General features: G+C 57.1%; 8 protein-coding genes. 3 read left to right on the top strand and 5 right to left on the bottom strand.

All coding sequences use genetic code 11. The features are described 5' to 3' along the window. Nucleotides 1-14: 14 nt before the first annotated feature. Entirely contained in the window at nucleotides 15-2,723 is a 2,709-nt protein-coding gene (locus AAE484_RS16175; protein WP_341939468.1) for an exo-rhamnogalacturonan lyase family protein, read from the bottom strand. Between the two features lie 189 nt (nucleotides 2,724-2,912). Between AAE484_RS16175 and AAE484_RS16170 the strand changes: the two genes are divergently transcribed. Together AAE484_RS16170 and AAE484_RS16165 are read left to right on the top strand one after the other, a co-directional pair. Further along, a complete protein-coding gene (locus AAE484_RS16170) occupies nucleotides 2,913-4,223 on the top strand; it encodes a class II aldolase/adducin family protein (RefSeq protein ID WP_341939467.1) in 1,311 nt (436 codons plus the stop codon). A gap of 161 nt (nucleotides 4,224-4,384) precedes the next feature. Further along, nucleotides 4,385-7,282 carry a TonB-dependent receptor gene (locus tag AAE484_RS16165; RefSeq protein WP_341939466.1) on the top strand — a complete coding sequence of 966 codons (2,898 nt, stop codon included), beginning with the start codon at nucleotides 4,385-4,387 and terminating at the stop codon, nucleotides 7,280-7,282. Nucleotides 7,283-7,420: 138 nt separating this feature from the next. Here AAE484_RS16165 and AAE484_RS16160 read toward each other — a convergent pair whose 3' ends face one another. The 4 genes from AAE484_RS16160 to AAE484_RS16145 all read right to left on the bottom strand — a co-directional run bounded on the left by AAE484_RS16160 (nucleotide 7,421) and on the right by AAE484_RS16145 (nucleotide 14,485). Next, entirely contained in the window at nucleotides 7,421-8,716 is a 1,296-nt protein-coding gene (locus tag AAE484_RS16160; protein ID WP_341939465.1) for a TRAP transporter large permease, read from the bottom strand. Continuing rightward, nucleotides 8,709-9,212, bottom strand: coding sequence for a TRAP transporter small permease (locus tag AAE484_RS16155; RefSeq protein ID WP_341939464.1), 504 nt, complete (start codon nucleotides 9,210-9,212; stop codon nucleotides 8,709-8,711). The genes AAE484_RS16160 and AAE484_RS16155 overlap by 8 nt, the downstream gene beginning before the upstream one ends. A 69-nt stretch (nucleotides 9,213-9,281) precedes the next feature. Continuing rightward, a complete protein-coding gene (locus tag AAE484_RS16150) occupies nucleotides 9,282-10,337 on the bottom strand; it encodes a TRAP transporter substrate-binding protein (RefSeq protein WP_341939463.1) in 1,056 nt (351 codons plus the stop codon). Nucleotides 10,338-10,591: 254 nt separating this feature from the next. Further along, complete coding sequence (locus AAE484_RS16145; RefSeq protein ID WP_341939462.1) at nucleotides 10,592-14,485, bottom strand: rhamnogalacturonan lyase family protein; 3,894 nt, start codon at nucleotides 14,483-14,485, stop codon at nucleotides 10,592-10,594. 702 nt (nucleotides 14,486-15,187) lie between these two features. Between AAE484_RS16145 and AAE484_RS16140 the strand changes: the two genes are divergently transcribed. Further along, entirely contained in the window at nucleotides 15,188-18,235 is a 3,048-nt protein-coding gene (locus AAE484_RS16140) for a TonB-dependent receptor (protein WP_341939461.1), read from the top strand. The last annotated feature ends 216 nt before the right edge of the window (nucleotides 18,236-18,451 follow it).

Here is an 18,451-nt window from a genome sequence, read left to right as displayed (position 1 = left end):
AAACTGTGTCAGTATTATAGCGCGTCGGCAATCAGGGCCAGATTCTGAATGGCGGCCAGTCCCCACTGGGACGCGTCATTGGTGGATAGCCAGGGGGCCTCCACAACGGGGTTGAGCACCTGAGGCGGCTTCACCTCAAGAATCGCCTGATGATCGCCCGTCCACTGACGGGCAAACTCCTGCGGAAGACGGAACTCCTCCCAGGCGCGTTTCGCCAGGGTTGAGTCACCTTCCTGCGCGGCCGCGTAGGCGGTCAGGCGCGAATGCGGTGCTTCCAGGTGGGTGCCGAAGGCTCGGCCCACTTCGGCCCGCTTCTGTTCATCGCTGGCATTGTACAGCCGGCAGTAACGCAACCAGGCGGCTCTGTATTCGGGCACGTCAAGCAGCTGAATCAGCTCGGCATTGATTTCCACCAGTCCGAACACGGCACTCAGGTGCGACACCGATATGTCTCCGTCCGGGGGAGCGATCAGCTCCTTGGTGTCGGGGTCAAAGCCATAGGTGCCGGCAAAGAAGCCGTCCGGATGGGCACCGATGGTGCGCATGGCGCCTACCAGCCTCTCCCGGTACTGATCATCACCGGTTCGCTCCCAGGCGGTAAGCCAGTTGGCGGCGACCGAGCCCCAGTCGGTTCCCACCTGCATTCGCTCCGGTCCCGGTACCGGGTCCCGGTTGGGCAGCTTGCGAGTGGGATCAACGCGGGTCAGCGCCTCACCGGCATCAACGACCTCATCGAGCACATCTCCCGTGCGATCGTCGCCTGTGAGGAAGTAATGAAAACGCCGATAGGCGGCGGTGCTGACCCGCAACTGCTTGGCGCTGCAGCCCCAGTGCTGGACATTGTGCCGGGTGCCCAGACCCCGGAAGCGCCCCAGGTGGTAGATGTCCACGTCCCGGGTGTGACGGGTCATCGCCTCGGCGAGGCGGAAGGTGCCTGGATCGCCACTGCGCAGGAAGGAGTACCACAGCCACAGATCGGGTGACAGCTCGGAGTTGTCCCAGGCGTAGCCGCCAATATCGTAGCGCCACACGTGGCGGTCGACATCGTAGGTGTGCATGACATCGCCGTAGTCCCAGAAACCGTACCAGTGATGCTGGTCAACCTGCCGGCGGTAGTGTTCCACCTGCCAGTCTAAGCGGTCTTCAATCTGCTTTTTTCGGGTGGTGGACCGGTCCGGCAGGCTCCAGAGCGCGCCAAAAACGCCGGATGCCAGATAATCTTCAGGCGCGGCGACCACCTGGGCGGGCTGGCTGATTTCATTGCCCCAGTTCACTGTCTCGACGCGCGAAGGGGTGGCGCCCAGCACACAGAGAACAAAGTCGGTGGTGCGGGCAACGCCGTAGGCGGTGTCAAAACCGGGTTCGTAATCCTCGTAGGTAATTTTCAACGCATCCAGCTGTTGTTCGTGCGTCTCCTGCTCCATGCCATCGTGGTAAAAGCGCACATCCATGGGTGGCGCTTCGGGAGACCAGAACCAGAGCGTGGCTTCGGAGGTTTCCCGACCTGCGTTGCGAATATCGACCTGCACCGGATGGAGTTGCCAGAAATCCCGCATGCCAAAGAGCACGCCACCGGAAACGCCACCCACATAGGCCACACCAGCGGCCCGCTTGCCCTGGTCGGCATCGATCCAGGCGTGACCGGGTTTAGTGCGCTTCTTGACCGTAAAACCGTTGGCATTCAGCTGCGAGAGGGTAAAGTCATTCCAGACCGGCACATAGTGCAAAAGCCCGCTCACCCTCGGACTCCATTCACTCAAGGGGGGCGTCTTGCGGCCCGCAAGCTGGGCGTCCCGCACGGCTTTGCCCGGATCCTGGCGAAGCCCTGTGATGCCCTTGGGCGACTCGGCCCAGAGACCATCGTTCTCGCCCACAAAGCGCACGTGACGGTCGTACAGCTCATCACGCTGCACCACATCAAAGCGCAGGCCCAGCCCGCGGATAAAATTTTTCTGGTCGTCGCCGTCGTAAACGAAGCTGTGGCTCACGCGCAATGACTCGGCGCCGCTATAAAAATAGAGACGGACCGTGAAGGGCAGCCACTCTTTGCCCGACTCGACTTTATGAATGCCTTCAATCTTGACCACGGCCCGGACGCGGCCCTCCTGCTCCACCGTGACCCGACGGGTCCGGGACTGGAAACTCGACACCCTGGATACCGGCGCCTCGGGGTCCACCTGATCCTGGACCAGCCCGACCAGGCGGGCGTTCTGTGCCACCACCGCATTGCCCCGGGACATCGAGCGGATCAGGTAATCACCTGAGGTCGGTACTGAGAAGGTGACCGGGCCGGTGCTTACTTCAATGAATTCGCCCGATGAGGCCACGCGGACAGGCCGCTCTGGCTGCGGCCCCTGGCCCCTTTCTATCTGAAACTGCTCGCCCAGCGTGACGCCTGCCGGAGCCGCGTGCGCGGTCCACTTGATACTGCCATCCGGCCAGTAGGCCGTGGGCCAGCTCTGCAGGGGGACCTTCTGGCCATCCTGGGCTACCAGATGAAGCGACTCCCCGGCGGAGAGCTCGCCCTCGGGCCAGGGATGGCCCCAGGTGGTACCGCCTTTTGCCGCCGGTTCCGTTCCCTCGAGCCAGCTCAGACGACCGGCCTGGCGTGGCGGAGCCGCCACGGAGCCTGCCATGGTCGTGCAACCACTCGACATGGCCTGGAGGGTCAAGGGAAGAGAGGCCGCAACGCCCCCTCTTTTAAGAAACTCTCGTCGATTCATTCAGGAGCACTCTAACGTTGATCAGCGTTCATCTTTATCATTTTATGGGCAGCGTACAGCCGGATTTCTGATAGCCGAAACGTTAGCATAGCCGACAACATTTGACAATAAATGATTTATAATGACTTTTTGTGACTCTTGCGGTAGGCTTTTCGTCCGCTGAAGAGGCCAACTTTCAGGGTTCGAACTATGTCATACCAAGAAAACCGGTACACCCATATCCGCGATGCCTGGAACGAAGCGCACGCCAGGGGACTGTCTCCCCTCGAGGCGCTGGTGTACCGCTCCAACCGGCTCGGTGAAGACCGACGCATCACCAATACCGGTGGTGGCAGCACCTCACTGAAGGTCATGGAAAAGGACCCGGTCAGCGGAGAATCCGTCGAGATCATCTGGATCAAAAGCGCCGGACAGGATCTGCGCACCTCCCGGCGGAGTCACTTCTCGCCTCTTTATCAAGACAAACTGGTGGCGCTGCGCGACTGTTATCAACCGCAACCCCGCGCGAAGGCAGAGAAAACCCTGGCCGAGCGCATCCGGGCGGCCGCCTTCAACCGCGTGGCCTCAGAGCCCTCCGCTCCGTCGACGCCGTCAGTGGACACTCCACTGCACGCGCTCATGCCCTATGCCCACGTCAGCCACATCCATCCCAACTCGGCCATTGCGGTGGGCGCCTGCAAAAACTCCCGGTCGCTGACGACAGCTATCTGGGGCGAGAACATGCTCTGGGTACCCCGCGCACGCCCTGGTTTTGAACAGGGCATACCGCTGCAGGAGGCGTGGAGCCAACAACCGGACGCCACCGGCGCCCTGCTCGCCGGCAATGGTATTGCCACCTGGTCCGATGACAACAGACTCTGCTATCAACAGACGTTGGACATCATCGAGGCCGCCTCCCGCTATATTGCGGCTCGCGATCGGGGCGAAGAGACCTTTGGGGGCCAGAGATATGCGAACCTGGACGAGGTCACTCGACAATCCCTGCTGGCGAGCATTCTCCGGCATCTGACGGACCTGGTTTCCAGGGACGGACTGGTGGCAACCACGGTGGAGTCCGGGCCCGAAACGATGCGCTTTGTGAATTCAGCGGATGCCCCTCGCCTGGCCAACGAGGGGGTTGCCTGTATGCACCACCTCCGGCTCGCCAGACTGAAGCCTCTGTATGTGGACTGGGACCCACAAAGTGACACCCTCGAAACGCTTCAGCGAAGGCTCGAACAGGGCCTGCAGACTTACCGGCGTGAGCGACGGGCGCACGACGAGGCTCAGCGCCAGCACCCTGGACAGGATGACCCGTCACGCCGGCGATCAACCGCGCCCTGGGTCTACCTGATTCCCGGCATCGGATTGATTTCGGTGGGGCGCTGCGAATCTGACTCGCGCGTCACAGCCGAGGCCTACCAGAGCGCGATTGAAGTCATGCGCTGCGCCGAGGCGATCGGCACCTATGTCGGCCTGACCGAGCGGGAGGCGCGGGACATCGAGTATCGACGCCGCTGACAAAAGAACCCAAAGATTGTTAATGACTATTTATGAATGATTTAGACGTCATATGAATTATTATGATTGACGCGACCTTTTTCGTTGCTTAGAGTTTGCTCAAGATGGAACTTCCTCCATCGATCCCAACAGCCGTAAAAACTCTAACAAGGAGCAACACAATGCACAAAAAGGCATTCCAGAAGAGCCCCCTGTCAGCTCTTATTGCCTCCATGGCGATTGCCGGTATCGCTCAGGCCCAGTCACCGGACACCGGGGGCACGAGCATCGAAGAAATTCAGGTAACCGGGTTTCGGGCCTCCCTGAACACCGCACTCAACCAGAAACGCGAAAGCACAGCCGCCGTGGACAGCATCATTGCCGAGGATATCGGCAAGTTCCCCGACTCCAACCTGGCCGAGTCCATGCAGCGCATCCCCGGTGTGGCACTGGCCCGCGGCGACGGCGGCGAGGGCAAAAACATTTCAGTACGCGGCCTGGGCGCGGAGTTCACCCGTGTGCGTATCAACGGTATGGAAGGGACCTCGCAGACCGGCTCCTCTGACATCTACGGTGCCGGCAACGCCGGGCGTAGCTTTGATTTCAACGTCTTCCCCACCGAAATATTTTCCGAATTGAGCGTTCGCAAAACCCCGAGTGCCAATGTCGAGGAGGGCTCCCTGGGGGCCACCGTGGACCTGCGCGCACCGAGGCCCCTGTCCGCTGAAGATGACCTGACCATGACCGGCACCGTGCGCGGTGTCTACAACGACGTCAGCGAATCGGTCGACCCGCGCGTGTCGGGGCTGATCTCCCAGAAGTTCGCTGACGGAACCTTTGGTGTGCTGGCTTCTTTTGCCCACTCCGAGCGAAATATCCGGGAGGTGGGCTACTCCGCCGTGAACATCCTGCCGACTTACGTCAACGGCGGCTTCTGTTCACCGCTGGGATATTCACCCCAGAACCCGGAGACCAATACGCAGAAAGGCACGAATGCCCTGAACTGCGCCACCAACAACCCGCGCACCGGCAGCACCGAAGTCTATGAAATGATCCAGTCCCGGACCGGAGTCTCCGGCAACCCGGGTGGCGGCGTGTTTCTGCCCCGTATTCCGCGCTACCTCAATTCCGAGCAGGATGCGGAGCGCACCGGTGGCACCCTGACGTTCGAGTGGCAGCCCAACGCGAACACCAACATCGCACTGGACAATCTCTACTCCCGTTACGATGTAGTTCGGCGCGACAACTATATTGATGCCCTGTCGTTTGCCCGCAACGCCAACGTCAATGGCCAGCCGATGGTCTCGGTCCGGGAGCTGGAGGTGGAGGACGACGGCTCGCTGGTGTACGGCGTGTTTGATGGCGTCAACCTGCGCTCGGAAAGCCTGGTGGACCGGTTCACCTCAACCTTCGAGCAGACCAACCTGAGCGTCTCTCACCTGTTCAACGAGGACTGGGAAATCAAGGCTCTGCTGGGGCGCTCCGAATCGGAGTTCGCCAACCCGGAACGCCTGACCGTCAACCTGGACTCACCCAATACCGACAATTTTGTCATCGACTTCCGGGACCGCGGCAACATCCCTGCCATGAGCTACGGTATCGATGTCAATGACCCCGAGAACTTCAACTACGGACCGCGCCGGGACGATGGGGTAATGCAGGGTAACTACAACACCCGCAACCAGACCCGTGTGACGGAAAACACCACCGCGGAAGTGGACCTGACCTGGCACTACTCGGATGAATTTACCTTCCAGTTCGGCCTGCAGAGTCGCGAGAGTGACTACAAAACCCACTCCCTCTGGATTGCCGACGAGTTCCGGGGCACGGCCGAGTTACCCGAGGGGACCAGTGTTGCGGACTTTACCCGCACAGTCCAGGGCGTGCAGGACATTCTCGGTTCCGACACCCTGGGCGACTACCTGGGCGTCGACCATGAGCAGTGGAAGGACACGGTCGGCTTTGACGACTTCACCTGGTGTGGCGCCGAGTGTGGCGCACAGTCCGAACAGATCAACAGCCTCTACGCGATGGCCGAATTCACCTTTGATCAGCTGCGCTACCCGGTACGCGGCGATGTCGGCGTCCGCTACGTTGATACCGATCAACACAGCGTCGGCTTTGTACCCACCGCGGCGCCGGAAGACTCACCCTACGCCACCGTCGCGCAACGGGCCGATGCCAGCCGTCAGTACGACGACCTGCTGCCCTCTGCCAACGTCGTCGTAGAGTTCACTCCTTCACTGCAAGGCCGTTTCTCAGTGGCGGAAGTCATGTCGCGCCCCGAGCTCGGCCTGCTGATTCCCAGCGGCGGCATGAACGCCGTGACGCGTACCGCCTCGGTCGGTAATCCCTTCCTGGAGCCGATTCGGGCCAACACCTACGACGCGGCTCTGGAATGGTACTTTGATGAAGGCGCACTCGCCTCCATTGCCTATTTCGAGAAGGACATCAGCACCTATATTCAGTCAATCTCCAGTCTCGTGCCCTACTCGGAGCTGGGCCTGCCCAACACCCTGCTCGAGGGTACGGCCGCCAACCCCGACGATCTCTTTACCGTGAACCGTTCCAGCAACACCGAAGGCGGACCGCTCAAGGGGGTCGAGCTGAACCTGCAGATGCCCATGACCTTCCTGTCCGGTTTCTGGCAGGACTTCGGGCTGCTGGCCAACTACACGCACGTCACTTCCGAAATCGACTACGTCCTTCAGAGCGAGGAAGGGGTTCCCACCCTGACAACCACCAATGACCTGATCGGCTTGTCGGAAAACGCCGCCAGCGCCACGCTCTATTATGAGAACGATGTCTTCAGCGTGCGCACCACCGGTAGTTACCGCTCAGGCTATCTGCGCGCGGTACCTTCTGGAGCCAACGACAGCGATGTGCTGGGGAATGAGTCCACGTTCTTTATGGACGCCTCAGCTTCTTATCACATGACCGACTCGCTGAAGCTCACGTTTGAAGCACAGAATCTCACCAACGAGCGCAATACACTGTACATCGACAGCGAACGGCGCGACCCACTGTTTGAGACGGAGATCGGTCGAACATTCACGCTTGGCATCAGCGCCAAGTACTAATCCGGTGGGCCGCCCGGCCCACCACCAGGCACTCTCCTACGCTTCGCCGCCGATCTGATCGGCGGCTTTTTTATGTGTGCTCACAAAAAAGGCCAGACTTGCGTCTGACCTCTTTCGGATTGAGTCGGCTGAGTTCAATTACAGATCCAGCATCCTCGGCAAGAACAAAGTGATTTCCGGCACCAAGGCGATCACAATCAGCACCAGGACGATGACCCCATAGAACGGCATGAGCGAGGGCAGTATTCTCTCCACCTTCTCGTTGGCGACACTGGCGCCCACGTAAAGCCCACTGCCAACGGGTGGGGTAATGGTACCAATACTCAGGTTGTAGACCATCAGGATGCCGAAATGCACCGGATCCACCCCGATTTTCAGCGCAATCGGCAGGAGGATCGGAGTAAAAATCAGAATGGCCGGACCAATATCCATGAAGGTCCCGATGATCAACAGGAACAGAGTGATGATCAGCAATACCATGACCGGATTGTCGGAAATGCCGAGAATGACGCTACTGATAACATCCGGCAGACCGGTAATGGCCATGGCAAACGACATGGCTGAGGATGTGCCCAGAAGGAACATGATGATCCCGGTCATGACCAGGGACTGAATCAGGATATCCCTCAGATCACTGAATGTTACCGAGCGATAGACCACCATCGTCAGAAAGGCCGTGTAGACCACTGCCACGGCCGAAGCCTCAATCGCGGTAAACACCCCGCCGATGATACCGACCACCACCACGATGATCAGCAGCAGGCTGGGGAGTGCCTGTAGAGTCACCCGCCAGGCCACTCCTTCCTTCAGCAAGCTGACAGATCGGTACCCCCGGCGGCGAGCGATAAAATAGGTCACGATCATGCACCCTGCCCCCCAGAGCACACCGGCAATCAGACCACCGGCAAACAGGGCGGCGATGGAGGTGCCGCCACTGGCCAGAGCGTAAAGAATGAAAGCGGTTGTGGGGGGAATCAACATGCCGGTAGGCGCCGAGGCAATATTGACCGCTGCGGCGAACGCATTGCTATACCCTTCCTTTACGCTCATCGGCACCATGACCCCACCGATGGAGGTCGATGCCGCGATCGCCGAACCGGAGATAGCGCCAAACATCATGTTCCCGGCAATATTGGTGTGCGACAGGGAGCCCGGAATATGACCGCTGAACAACTTGGCAAAGTTGACCAACCGGACGGCGATGCCCCCCGAGTTCATGATGACCCCCGACAGAATGAAGAAGGGAACCGCCAACAGGGAAAAACTGTCGAGGCTGGAAAATATCTTTTGCGCCGTGGTAAACAGCGCAACGTCCATGGGCAGGACCGAGGCAATGGTGATAACCGAGGAAACGGCAATACAGATGCCGATGGGAATACCCAGCACGAGCAGCAGGGCAAAAGTTCCCATCAATAAATAAGCTGCATCAAACATCCTGAGGCTCCTCCTTTTGGGGAGTGACATCCTCGATCAGCAACTGAATACAGTTCAGCAGGCTGTAAAGGGCCAGAATGATCCCTGCCAGCGGTAGAGCCGAGTAGATATACCCCATCGGCAAGCCCAGTGAGGGGGAAACCTGGTTCATGGTAATGCTGCTGGCGTTATAACCGCCCTGGATCAGAATGAAGATGGCGAAAGCCAGAAACGCCAACTCAATCAGAAGGTCCCAGTACCGCTGCCAGTGGATAGAAACCATGTCCGAAAACAGGCTGAACCTCACATGCTTGCGCAAACCGGCCACATAGGCCAGGGCCAGCATCGAAACCCATACCAGAGAGAAGCGCAGAAACTCTTCGGTATAGGTACTGGGCGCCCCCAGAAGATAGCGGCTGACGATCTGCCAGCAGGTCATGGCAACCATGATCAACAGCCAGACGCTACACACCGTCTCGACCACACGGTCCAGGACTTTTCGAATAAAATGGGTCATACCTTACTCCAATCCAGAACCGGACAGGCGTGTCGGAATGACGCCTGTCCGGAATGATGGACGCTGTTGTCACTGTGAATTTTCGTTATTCGCGTCAGCTCGATCGGCCTTGGCTCTGATTTCACGATAAAGCTCGTATTGACCGGGCTCGTCTTTCAGCTCGTCGTAGATGGGTCTGACCGCGTCCCGAAAGGGCTCACGGTTGATGTCGTAAAACTTCACATCGAACTCGTCGATCGCCTTCTGGCGGGTCGCTTCAATCGCATCACGCCAAGCCTGCTTTTGAAACTGGATAGATTCGGCCATGGCTTCGTGCACCGCCGCTTTCTGCTCGTCCGTCAGCTTTCGCAATGCCATGTTGCTCAACAGCACCACGTCGGGGATTCGGGTGTGCATGGTATAGGTGTAGTGCTTGGCGATTTCGGCGTGTCTGGCAATGGTGAGTGCGAACTCGTTGTTCTCGGCCCCGTCGAGTATGCCCTGCTGCATGGCGGTATAGACCTCGGCCTGCCCCATGGCCACCGGCGTGGCGCCCAGCAGGCGCATCATTTCAATGGCCGCCTCACTTTGCATCACCCGGATCTTTTTCCCCTCCAGGTCCTGCATTGAAAGAATGGGTTCATCCTGAACATAAAAGTTACGCGACCCGGAGTCATAGTAGCCTATCCCAACGAACCCATTCTCCTGGGTGGACGCATAGATCGGACCCATGATTTCGGGGTTATCCATGACGCGGTAGAAATGTTGGGTATCGTCGAAGAGAAAGGGCATGGAGAAAACGCCGTATATCGGGGAAAAGCTCTCCATGAGACCGGCCGACACCTTGGCGATATCGACGGCGCCCACTTGCAGCAGCTCCACCAGCTCACGCTCACCCCCCAACTGACTGTCCGGAAAAAACTGGACCTTCACGGCGCCATCGGTTTTATCTTCAATCCGCTCGCCCAACAGGTGCAACGCATCGATGACGGGCTGACTGTTCTGGGCATAAGCTATGAATAGGGTGGTTCCACGGGTGGTGCCGGACAGCACGCCGGAAACGGCCACAACACCGACCGCAGCTGAAATGGCGACGACCAAGCACAGCACCTTCACTGCATGGGACAACCTGGGACAAGTCGTCATTATTATTCTCCTGCCTTTTTAGGGTAAATGACCCTAAAGCGAATGAGCGCGCAAGCCTGAACCCGCACCACATTTGCTTCATTTTACGTCATTTTCAATCATTCGCGTGCGATTGTAACCCAGAAAATACGCAAATGAAATATGGTGACGCGGTTAATTCCTTTCCGACGCGCACAAAAAAAGGCCAGGTCAAAAACCTGGCCTTTTTCCCATTTACGTTGCGGGCCTTGGCTCAAAAGCGCCGGCCCGAACTGTTATGGAGTACAAGCAATCGCCTGGGGCGCGCTCTCTGTTGTCAGTGCATTGATGAACAGATAGTCGACGTTGCCCAGACCACCGGCGGAACCGGCATGCAGCCGGATGTCCACTTCTCCGGTCTCAAGCTCTACATCGGCATGTGACTCCATCCAGGTGTCCCAGGCTCCGGTGCCTTCCATGTCAATCGTCGCAACACCGATCTGGCTGTTGATATCAACCCGAGCGAAGCGGTTGTCACCGGCGCCGTTGGCATAGCGGACCAGCATCCGATACGTGCCCGGCTCCTCAATACTGACTTTATAGTCAATATACTCACCTTCGGCGTTGGCGGTATTTGAGAAGCCATCGCCTTCAAACCCGGCCCAGTTGCTTTCAATGGCGCCATTGGAGATCCCGCAATAGCCATCTTCGTTCTCATTGATGGTGACGCTGGTCGAGGACGGATTCTCTTCATACACGATCTCGCCCAGGGGCTCACCGGTAATCACTTCGCCATCAGCCATGGTGACGCGCATCATGTACCAGTAGGTCTGGCCTTCCACAAGATTGTCATACTCGGCATAGACACCGCGAAGCTCCAGGCCTTCGGAAACGACGACTATGGCACCTTCGGCAGAAGCCTCGGTGTTGCGCAGCATTTCGATCTGGCTGATCTCACCCGGGAAGTTCTCAAGGTTCCAGTCGATCCGGATACCACCGTCTTCCAGGCGAGTGATCAGGTTGGTTTCGGGCTCTGGCAGCTCAAACAGCACCTCACCTTCCGGATCGGTATTGACCACAGAGCCGTCGGCCAACGTCACCTCAAAGGAGTACCAGTAGGTTTCGTTCTGGGTAAAGCCGTCATCACCACCGGTATCACGCAGGCGGCCATCCGTCGCTCTCACATCGTCGAGAACCAGGGTTTTTCCGCTCAAGGAGTTGCTGTTGTTCCGGTACAGATCAACGTTGACGATCTCCTGCCCGAAGCTCCATAGCTTCCACGTCAGGTTAATGGTACCGAGTTCCGGATCCAGTGCGGCCGACAGGTTAGTGACGTTCTCTTCAAGACCGAAACCAAAGGGACCCACGATTTCGGTACCCGCGACCTGTTTGAACATATACCAGTAACCCTGACCCTCAACAAAGCCACCATCAGGCCCGGCGTCGTCAAAGCAGCCGTCGTAGATCACCGCTGGGTCACCGATTGGGTAGATCCGAGAACGGCCACTGGCCTGATTCTGATCATTGCGATAGAGCTCATTATAGGTAGCGCCCGGCTCGACGTTTTCAAGATCCCAGCACACGGTCATCACACCGTCACTGTAAGTGGCATTCAGGTTGGTCGCGGCAACCACAATGTTCTCACCGAATACAGGCTCTGCATCGATAACATTGCCCTCTTCTGTGGTCAACTCGAGCCAGTAGTAGTATCCCTGGCCTTCGTCGGTTTTGGCATCGGTCCAGGTCTTCGCATTGGGATTGACCTGAGCGTAGGAAGAAGACGGCTTGTCCGGAACGTTTTCAGGATCGTCAGTCGGAGCACGGTAGATGTAAATAGCGCTCAGATTCAGATCGGTCACCCAGGTCAGATCAATGTAGTTATTGGAGCTTGCCGCTTCCACACGTGGAATCTGAGTGGAGGTCATCCGGGCGCGATAAGGACCATCAATACCGCTGATCGCATTGCCATCCACATCGGTCGCTTCAACCCAGTAGTAATAGGTGGTATCGGGAACGGCCGATTCATCGACAAACGATGTACCTCCGGCACCGGTCATACCCACGCTGGTCGCCGCGTCACGGGAGTCCGATTCGCTACGGAACACTTCAAACGAGGCCAGCTCGGAATCGCCCGGGAATACTTTGACCAGGACGTTATCGTTATTGCCCTGGGCCAACGCTGTAGTCACCGGCTCACTGGATACCGCCTGGGTCTTGAACTGGGGCAGCTCTTTGATCACATGATCGTAGGGCTTGAAATCCGATCCCAGGTAGAAGCTCGGGTGCGGCGGCTGGTTGTAGGCAACGTTCTGCCAGGCGATCGCGGTGCGGTACTGACGATCGTGCATCAGTGTGGGCAGACGGACATCCGTCGGAATGTTGCTGGTGTACACCAGGAGCGCCGTATTGGCTTCGTTGGAGAAAACGATCTCTTCGCGCCAGTCACCCAGAATGTCCGCCGACAGTGAAGGCGTCGCTTTGGTGCCATTGTTGGACACAGCCAGGCCGTTGCTGAAGGTACCAGCATTGAGCAGTGGCTCATCCGCGACCAGCTTCGCTTCCACGTCCCACTTGGTTACCTCGGTACCATCGAGCATTTCACGGTTCAGGTCGCCGTCCCACCAGACCATAAAGTTCATGGCCGGCTTGTTCTCGGAGATGATGGTTCCGTCTGCGGCCATCAGACCACCCCGTGAACCCCAACTTTCCATACCGGCAAACTCTGGGTCGATATCACCGGTAACGCCCCGGCCCACATCGTCGCCCTCGCCGTTGCTCGGCTGGGAGATGAGGATTTCACCGGTTTGCGCGTCGTGAACCTCAACACCAAAATTGCCGTCCTCGGTGATATAAGAGGCAGAACTTTCATGGACCATGAAGACTTCCAGGCCTTCATTGTCGGGAATGATGTCTGCGACATGGAGCGCATCGCCGTGGCCCAGCCCTGTGTTGTACAGAACGGTACCGTCGTCATCCAGGGTGGCGGCGCCGAAAATGATTTCATCACGGCCATCTTCGTCCACATCGGCAACGCTCAGGCTGTGGGCGCCCTGCCCGGCAATACTCTGCTCGGCGGTGTCAGAATCGTAAGTCCAATTCTCGCTCAGAGTCTGACCATCGAAGTTGAAGGTCGCTACCACGGTGCGGGTGTAGTACCCGCGGGACATCACCAGACTCGGGGTCTGCCCGTCCAGGTAGGCAACACCGGCGAGGAATCGATCGACCCGGTTGCCGTAGTCGTCACCCCAGATCGCGTTGATGTCTTCCCCGCGCGGTGGAATATAATCCACAGAGGTCACCTCTTCACCCGAGATGCCGTCAAACACCGTCAGGTATTCCGGACCATCCAGGATGTAGCCGCCATCGTTACGATAAACGGCTTCCGCATCGCCAATGACGTTGCCGCGGCCATCCACGGTACCGTCAGCGGTCTTCATGGCAACTTCGGCACGTCCATCCTGGTCAAAGTCGTAGGCAATGAACTGGGTATAGTGGGCACCCGCGCGGATGTTCTGCCCCATGTTGATGCGCCACAGAAATTCACCCTCAAGGGTATAGGCATCAATCAGGACATCGCCGGTTTTACCGCCCTGGGCGTTATCCTTGGCGTTATCCGGCTCCCATTTGACAATAAGCTCATACTGGCCATCGCCGGTCAGATCCGCCGCTGTGGCATCGTTCGCGTTATAGCTGTACTCAACACCATCCACGAACCCGTTGTCCGGGGTATTCAGCGGGATACTCAGATAGGAACTTTCCTGCACCTGAACCACGTCAGACACATCTTTTTCGGTATCGTCAACCAGCGCCTTGACCTGATAGGTATCTTCGGGCTGGCCATTGATGTCTTCCAGGAAGGTGGGCTCACCCGGGCGAACCGTTCTGAAAAACTCATCATTCTTGTAGACTTCGAACACGATTCGCTGTTCGTCCAGGCCCGACCAGCGCCAGCTGATCGCATTGCCCCCGTCTTCAGCGGGAACCACGGCCAGACCGCGATCGAGCCACTGCACATTTGAGCCACCACTGGTGTCGCGTTCGGCGTCAGTCAAAGGAGGGGCATCATAGGGCTCGGCCGGTGTATAATCGTCACCTCCGCACGCGACCAGCATGGCCGATACGGCAAAGGGCACAAGCGGCACCATGAATGCGTGACTTTTGCTTTTGAAATACCTTCCGTCTTTTCTCATTATGCTATCTCCGAAAGTGATTCTAAGAGAGTGATATTTAGAGTTAACAGCTAAAACCACATGGCGAAAAATTGGTTATCTTTATAGGGTTAACCACCATTGAGACTAATCATTTATCGTTATGGATGTGACATAATTGAGCCATCAATAATCATATTACATCAGGTTCAATCACGATTCTAGTGCCTCACCTCATCATTTGGCAAGATTTTTCCCGGTATAATCTGTTAGCGCCCTCCCCGACTAGCCTGGTTACAGGAGGCAGGGCATCACAACGGCTCAGCGGGTGCACCATATGTCTTTAATGACTATATGTAGGTGTAAGCCGCAAATTCCGGAGGTTTCGGGGCAACTGATCAGCGCTTGAATACGCCGCAATTGGCCTCTAACACCGTGGAACCTGGGCTGGGGCCTGTACACTTTCGCCCCCTGCGCTGCGCAAACATGGGTCAAATGATCCGGTACGAGGTGCCCGAACGACCTTCATTTGACAAAAACCAGAGTTTTTATTCTTTTTAATGGCCAATCGTTGCAACCGTAATTCACTTTAATCATATCAATGACTGTAGCTGACCGTATTAGCTAATTTTTGTGCCTGTATTTTGTTGAATTTGATTTTTTATGGTTATACTATGGTGACTGTTAGAAAAGTAACCATTACATAAAACTTCCACTTACTAACAATAAAGGCGGGATTCAATAATGAATAACTACATTCAGTCTAAGAAGATTGATTGCACCGATTCAGCTGTTCCATTCTTCAGAAAGAATTCACTCGCTAGTCGCATCGCAGCCATTGCTCTGGCTGGTGCCGCGATCAGCACATTTTCCGCGTCCAATGCTTACGCGCAAGAGGGAGAGCAGGAGCAAGAGCAAGAGCAACAAAGCCAGGCTCAAGACGATAATGCCTCCCCCGGGGACGTAAACTACGAAGAGGTACTGGTTACCGGTATCCGCAGCAGTTATACCAGCGCCCTGGATCGTAAGAGAGACGCCGGAACCATGATGGACTCCCTGGTTGCGGAAGACATTGGTGAGTTCCCCGATAAAAACATCGCGGAAGCACTGCAGCGGATTTCGGGCGTTCAACTTGAGCGTGACATGGGCGAAGGCACGACCGTCAGCATCCGTGGCGTCGAGTCGGGCCTGGTCAGTGTAGAAGTCAATGGTGTGAGCGCCATGGGTATGGGCGGCAACCGTAGCGTCGACTTCCGGGACATGGCCTCAGAGCTGGTCAAGTCTGTTGACGTCTATAAGGGTTCCGAAGCGCGGCTCACCGAAGGCGGTGTTGGCGGCACCATCCAGATCAACACGCGCAAGCCCAACGAATTCGAGGAAAACTTTCTCTCGATCAACGGCGAAGGCCAGTACAACACCATGATCGATGAGATCATGCCCAAGTACAACCTGACCGGCGTCTACAAGCCAACAGACAGGCTCGGTTTCCTGGTGAATATCACCGGTTCCGATGTGCACACCATGCTCCATGGTCTACGTAACACCAACTGGCAGAAATATCACGATGTGGACGGAGATCCCAACAAGACCTCAGTCGACCAGCTGTACGCCGACGTCAACAATCAGAGCGACTGTGCTGATTTTTCAGACCCGGCCGAAGAGACGGCATGCCGGGAGCAGTGGTATGAATACAGCCCCAGTACGCCGCGCTACAGTATCTGGGGGCGTGAAGAGGACCGCTTGTCGGCCAACCTTGAAGTTCAGTACGCCTTCACCGACGAGTTGTCGTTTGACGCTTCCTACATCGACAGCAGCCGTCGCAAAGTGGCGACTGACCGAAACTTTCAGGTTGAGGTCGGTGGCGCCTTCAATACCGACGAAGGCTACGTTATCGACGAACACAAGAATGTGACCCGGCTTGTCACCAATGGCGTGAACGCGGCGGGAACACCGGTGGGCGCCACGGTTCGTAACCGAACGCTGAATTTTGACTGGGATCAAGAGCGTGAAGTCATGCGTGCCGGCTTCGATTTCGTCAAAGATAACGTGGTGATGGATGGCTTTATTGCACGCTCGACCACGTTTGAGGACATCGACTCACGCGACACACAATCGGCCCAGAATAACGTAGGGGGAATTGTTGTCCAGCAGGTCAACGACCTTCCCGAAATCGATTTCAGCAATGCGTATGTCATCAACCAGCAGGACGAGAACGACACGTTCAACACCTTCAACTACAACGATGGCACTCAGTACACCTCTCTGGACCGGTTCAAGTACGCTCCCTCGCAGAACGAAGCGTCAGAAGACACCGCCAAGTTTGACTTTACCTATAGCACTGACGACGGCTTCATTACCAAGTACCGGACCGGCATTATTGCCACGGATCAGAATTTTGCCAACAACGCCTGGGGCTACAACCTGATGCAGACCGTGGGCAACCCCTATACGGTCGATGGCGAAACGCGCATCTGGACCCAGGACGACCACGAAGCGGTACTGGTCGAGAACCGGTTTGCAACCGATCAGTTCTTCCGCGATTACGACCCCGGTGTTGACATCATTGAAAGCTATATGGCGATCGATACCGAGCCCTACCTGGCCGCGCTGCTTGAACGCAGCGGATTCAGTTCGGCCGAAGCGGCGCGGGGTAATCTGACGCCCATTGATAGCCGCTACGATATCAACGTCCAGACTCAATCCGCCTACGTCCAGGCCGACTTTGCGACCGACCTGGGTGATATGCGACTGAAGGGTAATGTGGGTGTTCGTGTCGCACGCACCGAAACCGCTTCAGAGGGCTTCTCCAGGATCCGCGTCATCGTGGAGCAGACCGACGAAGACGGCAATCCAATCTACGGGCCCAATGGCGAAGACCTTGGCGGTGTTGAAGATCCCGATGATCCGCGCGCCTTCGAAGGCCGTCGTACAGTTGAAGAAGATTTTGTTGACGTACTGCCAAGCTTGAACCTGACCCTGGAGATCACAGAGGGGCTTGAGGCCTACTTCGGTGCCGCAAAAGTCATGGCTCGTCCTCAGATCAATGATCTGAACATCAATGCCGACTGTGTGCTGCGCGACTTCCCGCTGGCCGAGAGTCTGCAGATTCCCAATACCTGTACCGCCGGCAACCCGGATCTTGAACCCTACCGTGCAACACAGGGTGAAGTGGCGCTGACCTGGTACCCGAATGACGGTTCCATTGTCTCGGGTGCCTACTTTGTCAAGGACATCACCAGCTATATTTTCGGGGCCGAAACTCAGCAGGACGTCGATTTCTTCAACGATGGCACCCTCTGGGATGTACGCCAGCAGGTGAATAAAGAAGGCATCATGACAAAGGGGATCGAACTCCAGGCCTCCACCTTCTTTGACTTCCTGCCCGGTCTGTTCGCCAACACCGGTGCCAAGGCTAACTACACCTACATTACTGCAGAGGATGTGGATGACTTCAACCCCCTGACTGGCGAGCAGATGCCGCTCCGTGGGCAGTCGGAGAACTCCTATAACCTGGAAGCCTTCTATGAAGACAACAACTGGAGCGCCAAGATTGCGTACAACTACCGTGACGAGTTCTACTCACGTGTATTTGATGGCTTGCCGGTGTTTGTTGAGTCCAGTGGTTATATTGACGGGAAGATCAGCTATACCCTCAACGACAGCCTTAAGTTTTACGTCGACGCCCGCAACCTGGGCAAAGAGGTGAAGCTTGAGACTTCCGGCGTAGGCCGTACCAATGACCTGCAGTGGTCTGGTCGCACCTTCTCGCTGGGCTTTACCTACAAAATGTAACTGTCAGTACCCTCTACCCCCTTTAAAGGCACCTTCGGGTGCCTTTTTTTATGGCCGACCATTGTGTAACGGCCATGGCGAGCGAGAGGGCATGCGAGGAGGGGCAAGCCAGGAGGCAAGCGAGGCTTGAGTTGAGCCCGATCGAAGTTCAACATCGAGTAGGAGGGGGAGTTGCCTCCCCCGTCCTCTCACACCACCGGGCGTACGGTTCCGTAC

This window comes from Marinimicrobium sp. C2-29 (assembly GCF_038419845.1).
Classification (GTDB): Bacteria; Pseudomonadota; Gammaproteobacteria; order Pseudomonadales; family Cellvibrionaceae; genus Marinimicrobium.
This window is presented reverse-complemented; position numbering and strand designations above follow the sequence as displayed.

Coding starts and splice junctions, on each gene's coding strand:
- AAE484_RS16155 (WP_341939464.1), bottom strand. CDS start 9,212: ATGACCCATTTTATTCGAAAAGTCCTGGACCGTGTGGTCGAGACGGTG.
- AAE484_RS16170 (WP_341939467.1), top strand. CDS start 2,913: ATGTCATACCAAGAAAACCGGTACACCCATATCCGCGATGCCTGGAAC.
- AAE484_RS16140 (WP_341939461.1), top strand. CDS start 15,188: ATGAATAACTACATTCAGTCTAAGAAGATTGATTGCACCGATTCAGCT.
- AAE484_RS16175 (WP_341939468.1), bottom strand. CDS start 2,723: ATGAATCGACGAGAGTTTCTTAAAAGAGGGGGCGTTGCGGCCTCTCTT.
- AAE484_RS16160 (WP_341939465.1), bottom strand. CDS start 8,716: ATGTTTGATGCAGCTTATTTATTGATGGGAACTTTTGCCCTGCTGCTC.
- AAE484_RS16145 (WP_341939462.1), bottom strand. CDS start 14,485: ATGAGAAAAGACGGAAGGTATTTCAAAAGCAAAAGTCACGCATTCATG.
- AAE484_RS16150 (WP_341939463.1), bottom strand. CDS start 10,337: ATGACGACTTGTCCCAGGTTGTCCCATGCAGTGAAGGTGCTGTGCTTG.
- AAE484_RS16165 (WP_341939466.1), top strand. CDS start 4,385: ATGCACAAAAAGGCATTCCAGAAGAGCCCCCTGTCAGCTCTTATTGCC.